A 12668-nucleotide genomic window follows, 5' to 3' on the forward strand; every position below is an offset into this window, starting at 1 on the left:
TTTATATTTTACCTGTCTCAAGTTAGCCTGTCAAGGTTAGTATTATGAAGTTAATTAGAACTTAATTTCCGCCCCTACGCGCCATACGCGGCCGTACATGTTGAGGTCTTCCACATCTTTATCAAGGATGTTATTTACTGCTACAAAGGCCGAGAAGTTTTCATTAAAGTTACGCGTTACCGCTGCGTTCAATGTATTGAAGGAATAGAGATCGTAACTGGTGCTGCTGCGACCGCTCGCATTGTACGCATAGTCATGAGTGAAGCTATTCCAAAGGACTGCATTGTAGCCGGTCTTCTTGTGATCATCGTATACGAGTTGTACCGTCGTAATCGATTTGGCACGATTCAACAAACGAGTATCGGTAGTTTTATCTTTCGCATCGATGTAGTTGTAGGTGCCTTTTAAGGTCAAACGGTCGCTCAATTTATGGCCCACCGTTAATTCTACACCGTTAATCTGCGCTTTATTTACGTTTACATATTGCGCATGGTACACGCCGGTAGCCGCATCACGCCACTGATTGTAGTTTATTAAGTTGGATACCTTATTGTTGTAGTACGTAATTTTGCCGAAGGAATTACCCCGTTCGCCTTCCAAGGAGAAGTCGAAGTTCGTGGATTTTTCCGGTTGCAAGTCCGGGTTCCCCACTACGTTTACCATGATTGGGCCCGGACTGTGCCACATATCCATGTAGAGTTCGGACACGGTCGGCGCTTTATAACCTTTACCGTAGTTAGCTTTGAAACGGAGATTGTCCTTAATACTGTAATTTAAGCCGATATGCGGCGACACATTGGAGCCGAAGGAGCTGTTGTGCTCATAGCGAACCGATGGCTGGAGCATGAGTTTATCCGTTACCTGCCAAGTATCTTCTACAAAGCCGGAGTAGGAGTTAACCGTATGGGCTTCCTGCGTTTTCACACCGTTCGAATCGGCTTGGCCGCCCAAACGGGTGCCCGCATAGTACACCTTGCGATATTCACCGCCGAAGGTCAATGTATGTTGGTCGTTGAGGAACATGGTGTTCTGTGCATCCGTTACCCATGTGTAGTATTTCGCACGGTCATAGTCGGAGCTCGGATACATACGCTCCATCATGGTCTGTGCCACTTTGCTGAAACGGCCCAAGAAGGAGAAGTCCACATTATTGCTCATGTCATAATCTTTTTTCAACTGATTATAGTACGTGCGCACTTGGTATTCGTTTTTGGCAGTCGCCCCGGTATAGGTAGCACTCACACCGTAGCCCGTATTGTTGTAATGCTCCACCTTGTCTTTTTGCTGATCATAGGTCATGCCACGGCTGATGCCCTGTACATCGGCGAGCTCGGTGCGAAGTTTTTCTTTAAAATAATTCGCATCCAAACGAAGTTTATTCTTGTTGGCGTTTTCAAAATCATAGGTAGCGCTGATGTCAAAATTCTGGCGATTGCCGAACATGTAGCGATTATAGCCTTCACTGCCCATTTTAGTGGCAGACGCTTCCGTTACGGTCAAAATATTCTGCGGGCGAACTTTGGTAAATTGAGCGCCGGTGGTCAAATTCCAACGCCCCTGTTTGCCGGAATCATAGCGATAGTAATTGTTCTGCTGTCTGGTACCCGTATTAACACCGACTGTTACGCCTTCTTTGTCCGGAATCTTCGTAATGATGTTAATAACACCACCCATAGCATCGGAACCGTACAGGGAGCTCGTAGCACCGCGTACAATTTCCACCCGTTCCACCGTGTCAAGACTCATACGACCGAGCGTATACACGTTCGCCGTGCTGTCCGTATCTTCACCGGCAATACGCTTACCGTCTACCAAAATAAGGGTATGTTTCGTATCCATGCCGCGGAGCATGACCTGATTGCCCGTCATAGCCGATTCGGCAAGGCTCACATTGTCAGCCAACTGCAAGGCCGATACTAAGTCGGTAGCGCCCATGCGTTTCATATCTTCCGCCGTAACTACTTCTACCGCCTGCGGCGCCGCTTTAATAGTTTCTGCTGTTTTAGACGCGGTAACCACAATCGTATCTGTTTCTAAATCAGCGGCCTGCACACCATATACCGGTGCCAACAACACTGCTAAGGTCATAGCACGCAACACAAGTTCTTTGGATTTTACTCTTTTCATCTCTAAACACCTCTACACAACACAAAATAAAAACACAAATCAACACATTTCACAATTGCACATTACAAATCCCTAATTATATATAGAACTTACCGGTATATTTTTTAAAAATCTATGTATAAAAAATGACATAATAAAAGGACCTGTCTGCACCATAATGACTATAGCGGCAAAGCCCCGGTCGCCACGGAAGCTTCGGGGTCTTTAATCCGTCTATCACATATGTGTTTAGCTAGGTCCTTACCTATTATGTCAATTTATTACACTCAATATGTATTGTATTAGCCTAATTTGGCCAAAACGTCTTTAGCAAATGCGGCTGCATTGGCCAAGTCATTAGCATCCGGATGAGATGCCGCCTGTTTATGGCGTTCTTCACGTTCCGGATTGCGTCCGTGCGGATGACCGTCCGGGAAGATTTTAAACATCATTTCGATGACTTTCGGATCTACTTTGCCTTGGCACATGAAAGTCCCGATTGGCTCCTGACCTTTTGGCAAAAGACCGGTAGCGGCTACCATGGTTTCTTTCGCATGGGGCATCATCGGCGGTACACCTAACGTAGCAAAGAGAGCTACTTTTTCATTATCGATGCGTTTTAAAACAGCCTGCGCCGCTTTATCTGCATTGCCTTGGTCGGCCCAGAAGCCCATGAAAACCAAGTCGTATTGGCTCAAATCAGCCGGTGCTTCGTTTACCGGCACACAAGGCGTACCTTCCGGTAACACACCTACGATTGCTTCCGCTACTTGTTTCGTGTTCCCTGTACGGGACGAGTAAATAACAATGCTGTTCATCTATATCTCCTTTCAACGTTTCCGTTTTGAAAAATCTAAAGCTACGCTTTTGCTTTCATAGTAAATACCGTCTATCTCTGTAAGCGGTAAATGCCGATGCACTCAATAAAGCGACAACGACTCTAATACACTACCGACTTTCATAAGGCACGCATATATTGTGCGTTACGCCATTAATACTAAGTTCGGTAAATACCATCTGCACTTCGTACAAATCACTGAGAACCGGTTCTGTGAAAATCTCAGCCACCGGACCGTCCGCCACGATGTTGCCTTTTTTGACGGCAATCAAGCGGTCACTGAAATGAGCCGCATGATTCAAATCGTGAAGGACCATGATAACCGTAATCCCCCGCGTACGATGAAGTTTCACGACCAATTTCATGAGCTCCAATTGGTAGCGCACATCGAGGAAGGTAGTCGGTTCATCCAAGAGCAGAATGTCCGGCTCCTGTGCTACGGCCATGGCGAGCCAAGCACGTTGCCGTTCACCGCCGGATAAATCTTTTAAGGGACGATGTTGCAATTCCACGAGGCCCGTTTCTTCCAATGCCGTTTGCACCGCCGCCACGTCTTCCGTAGTGAGCGAACTGAAGGGATTCTGATACGGCAAGCGACCGCACATGACCAAATCCCGCACCGTCATATCCGCCGGTGCCTGCGCCGATTGCGGCAACATGGAAATAATACGGGCCACCGCTTTCGAATTCATGCTGTGAATATCTTTACCGTCAAGGTATACGGTACCGCCCAAGGGCTGCAACAAACGGCCCAAAGTTTTTAATACCGTCGACTTACCGGAGCCGTTCGGTCCGATAATGGACACGATTTCCGGTTTGTCAAAAACGAGCGAAACGTTTTCACCCACAGCCCGCGTATCGTAACCGATACGGCCGTTTTTCATAACTAATGTTCTTGTCATGCGCGGCTCCTCCGTTTCAATAAGTATAAGAAGAACGGTGCACCCAAGAAGGATAAGAAAATACCTACGGGAATTTCAGCGGGGCTGAAAATCGTGCGGGCAAATGTATCGGCACCAACCAATAGGCCGGCCCCGAATACAGCCGATGCGGGCAATAAGTACTCAAAGTCCGAACCCACAACCAAGCGCATCAAATGCGGTACAATTAAGCCTACAAAACCGAGTAAGCCTGCCACACTTACGGAAGCGGCCGCTAAAATCGCCGCCAAAAGTACTAAAATGATACGCGTTTTTTTCAAATTAATGCCCAGTGACAGGGCCACTTCTTCGCCCATTTGCAACGCATTGAGTTTACGGTAGTTCCAAAGGGCCCCTACCAAACCGATAATGCTGTATGGCAAAACAATCCACACATAGGTCCAACGGGCACCGGCAAAGCCGCCGGCCAACCAGTTAACTACGCCCTGAATTCGATCAGGGAACATAACGGATAACGCCGTCGTACCGCCCCCGAAAAAGGCCGCCACGGCCACACCGGCTAAGATAAGTCGCAAGGGATTAATACCGCGGTCCCAAGCCAGGATGAATACAACCGCTAAGGCCACCAAAGCACCTACAAAAGCGGCTAACGGCACCCACGCCGTCAAGGCCGGCGCCAAAATCATAACCGCCATGGCCGCCACACCGGCACCGGCCGTTACGCCGATAATCCCGGGGTCCGCCAACGGATTATGCAATACACCTTGCAAAATACAGCCGGCTAAGGCTAAATTCATGCCTACCAAGGCGGCTGCAATCACGCGGGGCAAGCGCAAATAATATAGGATACGCTCTGTATCCGCCGTTCCCTGCCCCTGCATTACAGCTAACAGTTCCTGCCAAGTAATAGGCACGGCGCCATACATAAAGCCGGTAATAACCACAAATACTAAGAATAGGCCGGCTATAAGATATGTCAGGCGGCGTTTACGTTGCCGCGAATCATGGTACTTTTGAGTTTGTTTCGAAGTCACCGCCGTTTGCCCGTTTATGGCTCGTTCTTGAGCTTTTATTGGTGTTGATGTGCCGGCCGGCGCGTTACGGTTCGTCATGTGCCGCCTCCTTTCCGTATAAATCATCATACATAATGGTGAGCGCCTCACTGATGCGCGTGCCCGGGTTTGCCGCAAACAAGCCACCGGACAAGTAATAAATCCGCTGTGTTTTAACAGCACTTACATCAGCCCAGGCCGAGCTCTCAAGCATCTCACGTTTAAATACATTAACGCTGTCCGATTTAGGCGACATACTGATAAAAAAGATAACTTCCGGATCGGTTTTCACCACATACTCCATGCTGAGCGGCACATAATCGCCGTCAAGGCCGGTCGCCATATCGGCTATATTATGCCCGCCCAAGAGTTCTAATAAATTACCGCTGAAGGCTTTACTTGTGGCCATGCTGAAACTGCCGGGGGCGCCGAAAATAATAAGGCTGCGCGGTCCCTTTTGTTTTTTAGCATCATCAACAAGTTTATTATAATTCGCCATTGCTTTGTCAGCCGTTGCTTTCGCAACATCCGGCTGATTGGTGAGTTCACCGAAAAATGTCAGCGTCGTCACCACATCGTCATAGGTGTCTAAATCATTAATGTATAACGGAATATCCGCCTGGGCGAGAATATCCCGTAAATTCGTGTTAAACGGTACATTTATACCGATAACAAGGTCCGGATGAAGCCCGATAATGGCCTCCACGCTGGGGCTGTGAAGAGTGCCCACGGCGGGCACATCCTTCGTCTTTTCCCTTATTTCTTTAGAAATATACGACGAAGTAGGCTTACCGACTACAGTGCCGCCAACGGCATAATACATGTCTAAATTGGCGGAGTTCAAAATAACGACGCGCTTCGGATGTTGCGGAATCACTACTTCGGTGCCGGTTGCATCCGTCACCGTGCGCATCGGTATCTTGGTGTTATCCTCATGAGTCAGGGAAATCCAACTTGTCAACGCTACAACGCACAAGACTACGATGGTCACCGGAATCAATACGTATCGTTTCAACCGGACACCTCATTTCCTTTGGCGCCACGCACCACATGGATGCCCGGCGGTTGTTCCTTAATCATACTGCCCATGTGACCCTTTATCATCCCTTCCGGTTCGGTCATAGCATGTGCCGATTTCTTAGCAATGCCGGTCGGATGACCCGGATTTCCCTGTGATACACCGGTCGGATGACCTTTAGGGATTCCCCCCGGATGACCTTTTGGCATGCCACCGGGATGGCCTTTTGGTACGCCACCGGGGTGGCCGGCCGGTTTACCCGGTGCATTTTGGGCCGCAATGCGTTCGTGGGACATACTCGATTCGCCAGTCAGTAAATACTGCGCCAACTCAATCGTTGTTTGTGTCAAATTCACATGCCAGAATTCACCGGCCAAAGTTAATTTATACATAATGCCGTTATGTTCAACGAGCCCTCGTTCACGCCACAAATCATAGAGCCAGGTAAGCTCGGCCAAACGTTCATCGTAAGCCACTAACGGCTTCAAGTCAAAATAACAATGCTCCAGTTGATCAACGATGATATTGGCCACTTCCTGTAATGGTGATTGCTTCATAAGCACCATGAACGGTTTTTGACCCGCTTCAACCATGTGCTCATAAGCGCCCAACGAACGATGAAGCATCGTCATGTAGCCACCCACATTACCGCCGGCGCCACAGCCGAACGGAAACATGGGATAACCGCGTTTAGCCATGGTGTTATATAAGCTGCGTTCACGGGACGAACGGCTCCAATGAGCGGCACTGAGGCGACGATAATTATACGAATCAACAAATGCACGCGCTTGGGCAAACATGGCCGCCTGTTCACGAGTTGTCGCCGCCGGCGATACTTTGCCGTTCTTGATAGCCGTATTCAAATCACTGTTTTCAAACACATTGAGCTGATACAAATCCATCCCGTCGATTGGTGCCGCTTCCAACAGCTCCAAATCTTCCTGCCATTTTTCAGGCGTCTGATCCGGCAAACCGTAGATTAAGTCGACCACCAAGGCACATTGATTGTACTCTTTTAATTGACGCAGTCGCTCTAAGATGGTCTCTTGATCATCAAGGCGTCCCAATTGACGACGAATCTTCGTGTGAAAAGACTGTACGCCCAGCGACATGCGATTCACACCGTTGGCAAACCAGGCCTCCATTTTCTCCGGCACCACATCATTAATGCGCCCTTCCAAGGTTAATTCGTAATCATTGGCCAGTGGCAAGCATTTTTTAATGGCCTGCAACAAACGAGCCGCATTGGTTGCCGATAACGACGTCGGTGTGCCCCCGCCGATAAATACGGTCTGAATTAAGCCGTCTTTTAAGCGACGCTGCGTGGCATCACTTTCTAAATCCTGAATCAATAAATCTATATAACGGTCCTCAGCAGACTGATTGGCCGCGTTTTGAAAAAAACCGCAGTACAGGCACTTCGTCTGGCAAAACGGAATGTGAATATACGCCGATTGCAATTGTCCTTTAACCGGCTCCGTTGCCATGACCTTTTGCCATGTTTGTTGCGCTTCTTCAGGGCTTAAAGGACGACCGTTGAGACCGGCATGAACGACGCGCTTCGCATCAAAGGCCTCCATCAACGGATTATCCGTAGCCCGCCCCAATTGCATCAATCGCTCTTCGGGGGACATCTTCGCAAATAACTCTTCCGGTTTCATCATATACAAATCCTTTCCATAACTTTAAGAGGCTATGCCTTCACAGCTCTGCTTGCCCGCTTATGCCGACTCCAATACGTTTTTCACCGTATGAATTCTACTTATTTATTGGTGGCACCGATGGAGAATTTTTTAATCCCCGCACTGCGCACCAGGTCCATAATAGCTACCACTTGACCGTGAGCCGAATGAGCATCGGCCTGAAGCACTACGGCCACCGCTGGATTGGCTTCCTGCTTAGTCACCAGTACCTCTTTAGCATCGGTCAAACTGAGCGGCTTCCCGTCGATTACGATATGACCCGCCGTATCCAAGGTAATAATAACCGGCACATGCTTTTGTTGCACCGCCGCCTGAGCTACCGGGAGTTGCACATCGAGCGACTTTTGCGCTACCGTTTGCAAGCTGTTCATCATAAAAAATACGAGTAAAAAGAAAATAATATCAATCATGGGAATAATCATGAACATGGGCTTTTGTTTCAATCCAAATTGCTTGAACATAGTATCACCATTCCTTTTTCATGGCATTCACCATGGTTAAACACAATTCTTCGGAACGAATCACAAACTGATCCAAGCGATGGCTGAAATAGGTATAAATGGCAAAGGCGATAATAGCTACGCAAAGGCCTGTGGCCGTTGCAATCAAGGCTTCCCCGATACCACCCGTAATCGCCGCCGCACCGCCGCCGTTATCGAGGACACCAAAAGTACCGATCATGCCCGTAACCGTCCCCAACAGGCCCAATAACGGAGCCACCGTAACGATAGCACTTAAATAATCCAAATACCGTTTGAAAGACGACGTTTCAAACGTCATTTGCTCCATAAAGGCATTTTTCATACTTTGCTCTGATTCTCGATTACTGCAACCGGCATGCACTACGCGACTGATAGACAACGGATACTGCTGACAAAGCTCATCGATTTCACGCCAATTGCCGGCTTTGGCACTGTGATACACGCCATGTGAAAAACCGCGACCGCCTTTCGTATTCAATCTGAAAAAATACCAGCGCTCTATCCCGATAGCCACGGTTATTAGCGATAATGCCAACAAAGGGTACATAACCAAACCACCGGTGACAAATAAATTAACGATATAGTTTATACCTTCCATTATAATGGCCTCCTTAAGCCCTAGCAAGCGAATTCAGCTGACTATACCAATTCGCTATACATTAAATGATAACAAATCTTAATTTCAGTAAACTACCCCAAAACGCCCAAACCAATCCGTTTAGACATTTAATCAACTTATTTATATGACTAATTTAGTAAATATTCGAAATAAATTTAACTCATTAAGTAAAGCAATTTAAAATCGCAAGTCAATTAATTCTCCGATGAATCAATATATTTATTACACTTACCTTAATTGAGCATTTTATTTTTTACCCGATATTCACGGGGATTACAGCCCATAATTTGCTTAAAAGCAGAAGAAAATTTGCTGCCGTTTTCATAACCCCAACGATTGGCTATCTCCAAAATTGCGTCATTGGTATTCACCAAATCTTTAGCGGCAAAGTTCATACGACAACGCTTCACATATTGGTAAATCGTAATGCCGTACACCGCTTTAAAACAACGTTTTAAAGCTGTCATAGAAATACGATGACGATTCGCCAAGGCTTCAATGGTGTGATGATTACCGAGGTCGTTATAAATTTCATCATGAATCCGCTTAATCGTTTCCACTTGAGCACGCTCGAAATAGATATGCTCATCTCCCGACTCACACGTCAATGTGCCAAGCAATACAAAAATCTCCACACATTTCACGCGCAAATACACTTCCGGCAGTACATCCGGCACATTATAGAGATCCATAAAAAGCTCTTTTAAGCGGCCCGTATCCTTCACCAGCCCCACACCGTTAGCCGTGCAGAAACGATTGCACACTTCTTCAAGGTCAATACTGTTTTTGCCCACAAAGGCATCCACCGCCGCCTGAGCCTTCGGCACATATACGGCGAGCGACAAACCTTTGTAAAAACCGGTCGGAAAATACGAACTATGGCGAAAGGTACTGCACGTTTTCCAGCCCAACGAAATATCGCCGCCATTCATGTACAGGCATTTGCCGTTTTCAAAAGAGCATTCAATGCGCCCGTCTTGGCAAAAATGAATCTCAAACAAACCGGACATGGGCTTGGCATTATGGGTAATTCGCTCCATCACGACATCGTTGTAGACGATGTCAATACCGTCAAATACGGGCTGACTAATCATGCGGGCATACCCGTTTTCATCCTTGCGCTCATATACTTTACGATTGTGCAGAATCTCGAGCAAACGTGTGCCGGAATCCTGCATTTTATCCCTAATCGATTCTACTAACTGCATATTTCCTCCAAAATGCAAAAAAAGACCTTTCTGTCAGTACAAACTGTATACCTGCTTTGAGGCTATACAAAATCTGTACTTACAGAAAGGTCTTTACTCTAAATATCAATGAATTGCTTTGGTATTCTCCATCTAAACTAAATGGATCCTTAATTCTATACTTGAGAATTAATCTTAAATAAATTATGTTAGTTTGTCAAGCGAAAACTAATCGGCACATTCACCGTGACACTTTCACCGGTCGGGTTGTTATATGGCGTGGCATTATACACAGCCTTCAACGCCGCATCGGCAAGCAACGAATTAGTTGAAGATATTACATCTGCCGCTACCAAATTACCCCCGCTGTCCAAAGTGACCTGTACCGTCACATCGCCTTCAATATTACGCCTTACAGCCATGGGCGGATACGATTTATTGGCATTGACGGCACTCCAAAAACCATCCATATCAAAGGGCTCACCGGGAGCTACGCCTTCTTCTGTGCCGTTCCCGACACCGGCACCTTCACCATTACCAAGGCCTTCGCCAACGGGACCACCCGCTTCATTCGCCCCTTGACCGATACCGTCAAATGATGTAGCAGTACCTTCGTGAGCTCCCGGTATATCCAATGTACCGCTGCCGGGCGCTACTATCGAGGCCGGTGCCACCGCTTGCGGTGTTTCTGACGGTGTCCCGCCGCCATAACCGCCGGCTGCCGGATTCGTAGTTTGACTCACCGCGGCTACACGCTGACTCACATCCTCTACGGCTAAGGGTTTGGGAAACTCTACTTGTTTCACTATAGTCTCTTCCTGCGCCACAGGAATCGATAAATCAATTTCATACGCCTCGGCTGCCGCCATTTGGCTCATGTGATAGCCGATAACGCCTAAAGCGACAGCAGCTATTATATGAAAACCAAGCGAGCCGATGACGGCTTTACGCCATACAAATACCTGTTCCATAATTACCACCTTATACGATAAATCCTAAGTCTAATCCTATCTAAATCAAAATTTAGATCATTTTTTACCTTTAGGAATTATGAGAATATTACTCAATAAGTTAATAATAACAGGGACATGTTCTGAGTTCTGCTCCAAAAAGACATTTAATTTCAATTTACAGGTAAGCTTGCGGTATAAAGCAAAAAGTGAGAGCAAAATACATCGCTCTCACTTGAATAAATTTATTCTACTTTGCAACTAGTACAAAGCCACTATTCAGCGCAATCTTAACTTTGCCTGTAATTATGCCTGTGGCACCAATAAGAACTGAATCGGCAAATTCGACGCCCCGGCCGGAATAAATTGAATCGTCAATAATTTACCCGCTTTATACGTATTAAAATACTGGCTGTCTTCCGTCGTATTATTACCTAAAAATAAGCGCGCCCCCGTCGGTACATTATAAATTTCCGATTGGCCGTCATACGTTACCTTAAAGGAACCGGCATAAGCCCCGCCCAAAGGGTTAATATAAAGGGCAAAATCTCGATTGCCCATAGTGGGAATCGTCACTTCATAGCTCACACCGTAATTACCGCGATTCGTTACGGCCGTTCCGCTTACCGCCGTAGCGGTGCTTATATCACCTGTAGCACCGGCAACACCGGCAGCACTTCCGGTACCTGAAGCATTGGAAGGTGCATTTGGTGTCAATTCATCAACGCCTTCCACGAAGGGATCTTCACGGTCATTGGCCACCATAACGGACACAGGTCCCAAGGAACTGTCAAACGGTTGCATCAAGGTCAAACGACGCTGAGCGCCCACATAGGTACCACGCAAAGCCACTTCATCCATAGGCAAAGTTTCCGCCATCAAAGAACCGCCCAAAGCCGGCGTTTCAAATGGCAACATCATAACTTTTACGTACACCGGACCGGTAGACGTAAAGTCAAAAATCCCGGAGAACAAGTCATCCTGCGGAATCGGGATTTTATCGAGTTTTGAAAAGAACGCTTGTTTGCCACCCGGCGCCAACGTCACCGTATCAAGCACGGTGGGCTTTAATTTAGCCTCAGCCTGAGCCTGCTGACGAACTTCTGTACGCCAAGCCTTTACCGCCTGTTCACGCTGTTTGCCCACTACGTCATCGCCTACTATGACAGCCTCATCGTCACCTCTTTGGCCGGCTACGGCCATCTTCTCAATCGCGCCACTTGTATTGGCCGTGACGACATTAGCTGTCGCTGTATTTGCTACGGCTGTACCGACCGTTGATTTATCGGTCGTGGCGGTATCGGCAATTTGTTCAATCGTATCCTTCTTTGCGGTTACTGTCGGCACCGGTACACCGGCTGCCTTTGCCGAACGTTCCCGTTGAGCGGCCGGTTGCCATTGACGATTCGTGCCCACGTATGGAGCATCCAAATCTTCCCGTGACAATTCACTGCCCACTACAAAATATTCACGATTCGGTTCTGCAAAGATCTCACGGTGAACCGTCACTTCCACATTCTTTTTTGATGTATTTTCCAGTACAATAGCGATTTTTTGTGGTTCTTTCATTTCATTAACATGGTAGAAATACACACGACCCGTGCCGTTAACCGTACCGGCCGCCAATACACCGCTTTTATTTACATATTCAGGACTGTCAGAAAAAATCAATGTGTCTTTTTCTTCCGTCAAAACTACGGGCAATGGCGTAAAGCTTGTAGTTTTGAAGTCCACCGTTTCCGGCGGTGCCCCGATTACAAAGCCTACGCCGCGTGTCCATAACGCTACTAAGATGGCTAACCATCTATATTTATTGCGTAATAATTTCACTG

At 47.2% G+C, this 12668-nt stretch carries 11 protein-coding genes; all 11 read right to left on the reverse strand.

What is annotated here, in order from left to right; all coding sequences use genetic code 11:
• Positions 1–54: 54 nt before the first annotated feature.
• Entirely contained in the window at positions 55–2127 is a 2073-nt protein-coding gene (locus CCC71_RS09105) for a TonB-dependent receptor plug domain-containing protein (protein ID WP_295243203.1), read from the reverse strand.
• Between the two features lie 281 nt (positions 2128–2408).
• A complete protein-coding gene (locus CCC71_RS09110) occupies positions 2409–2924 on the reverse strand; it encodes a flavodoxin family protein (RefSeq protein ID WP_021841306.1) in 516 nt (171 codons plus the stop codon).
• A 130-nt stretch (positions 2925–3054) separates the two neighbouring features.
• Complete coding sequence (locus CCC71_RS09115; RefSeq protein ID WP_021841307.1) at positions 3055–3846, reverse strand: ABC transporter ATP-binding protein; 792 nt, start codon at positions 3844–3846, stop codon at positions 3055–3057.
• Positions 3843–4937, reverse strand: coding sequence for a FecCD family ABC transporter permease (locus tag CCC71_RS09120; RefSeq protein WP_021841308.1), 1095 nt, complete (start codon positions 4935–4937; stop codon positions 3843–3845). The genes CCC71_RS09115 and CCC71_RS09120 overlap by 4 nt, the downstream gene beginning before the upstream one ends.
• Positions 4924–5892, reverse strand: a complete 969-nt coding sequence (locus CCC71_RS09125) for an ABC transporter substrate-binding protein (RefSeq protein ID WP_021841309.1) — start codon at positions 5890–5892, stop codon at positions 4924–4926. Before CCC71_RS09125 ends, CCC71_RS09120 begins: the two co-directional genes overlap by 14 nt.
• Positions 5889–7559, reverse strand: a complete 1671-nt coding sequence (gene hutW / locus CCC71_RS09130; protein ID WP_021841310.1) for a heme anaerobic degradation radical SAM methyltransferase ChuW/HutW — start codon at positions 7557–7559, stop codon at positions 5889–5891. The genes CCC71_RS09125 and hutW overlap by 4 nt, the downstream gene beginning before the upstream one ends.
• Before the next feature lie 98 nt (positions 7560–7657).
• Positions 7658–8059: an ExbD/TolR family protein gene (locus tag CCC71_RS09135; RefSeq protein ID WP_021841311.1), complete on the reverse strand. Its 402-nt coding sequence runs from the start codon at positions 8057–8059 to the stop codon at positions 7658–7660.
• Positions 8060–8063: 4 nt separating this feature from the next.
• On the reverse strand, positions 8064–8678 hold the full coding sequence (locus CCC71_RS09140; protein WP_021841312.1) for a MotA/TolQ/ExbB proton channel family protein: 615 nt from the start codon (positions 8676–8678) through the stop codon (positions 8064–8066).
• A 254-nt stretch (positions 8679–8932) separates the two neighbouring features.
• A complete protein-coding gene (locus CCC71_RS09145) occupies positions 8933–9907 on the reverse strand; it encodes a helix-turn-helix transcriptional regulator (RefSeq protein WP_021841313.1) in 975 nt (324 codons plus the stop codon).
• Between the two features lie 188 nt (positions 9908–10095).
• Positions 10096–10857 (reverse strand): energy transducer TonB, encoded by a 762-nt coding sequence (locus CCC71_RS09150; protein WP_021841314.1) that lies wholly within the window; start codon positions 10855–10857, stop codon positions 10096–10098.
• A 285-nt stretch (positions 10858–11142) separates the two neighbouring features.
• On the reverse strand, positions 11143–12666 hold the full coding sequence (locus CCC71_RS09155; RefSeq protein WP_226974589.1) for a hypothetical protein: 1524 nt from the start codon (positions 12664–12666) through the stop codon (positions 11143–11145).
• Positions 12667–12668 lie beyond the last annotated feature (2 nt).

The sequence above is a fragment of the Veillonella sp. LMAG:90 genome (assembly GCF_008679445.1).
Lineage (GTDB): Bacteria > Bacillota > Negativicutes > Veillonellales > Veillonellaceae > Veillonella_A.

Coding starts and splice junctions, on each gene's coding strand:
- CCC71_RS09105 (WP_295243203.1), bottom strand. CDS start 2,127: ATGAAAAGAGTAAAATCCAAAGAACTTGTGTTGCGTGCTATGACCTTA.
- CCC71_RS09110 (WP_021841306.1), bottom strand. CDS start 2,924: ATGAACAGCATTGTTATTTACTCGTCCCGTACAGGGAACACGAAACAA.
- CCC71_RS09115 (WP_021841307.1), bottom strand. CDS start 3,846: ATGACAAGAACATTAGTTATGAAAAACGGCCGTATCGGTTACGATACG.
- CCC71_RS09120 (WP_021841308.1), bottom strand. CDS start 4,937: ATGACGAACCGTAACGCGCCGGCCGGCACATCAACACCAATAAAAGCT.
- hutW (WP_021841310.1), bottom strand. CDS start 7,559: ATGATGAAACCGGAAGAGTTATTTGCGAAGATGTCCCCCGAAGAGCGA.
- CCC71_RS09135 (WP_021841311.1), bottom strand. CDS start 8,059: ATGTTCAAGCAATTTGGATTGAAACAAAAGCCCATGTTCATGATTATT.
- CCC71_RS09140 (WP_021841312.1), bottom strand. CDS start 8,678: ATGGAAGGTATAAACTATATCGTTAATTTATTTGTCACCGGTGGTTTG.
- CCC71_RS09145 (WP_021841313.1), bottom strand. CDS start 9,907: ATGCAGTTAGTAGAATCGATTAGGGATAAAATGCAGGATTCCGGCACA.
- CCC71_RS09150 (WP_021841314.1), bottom strand. CDS start 10,857: ATGGAACAGGTATTTGTATGGCGTAAAGCCGTCATCGGCTCGCTTGGT.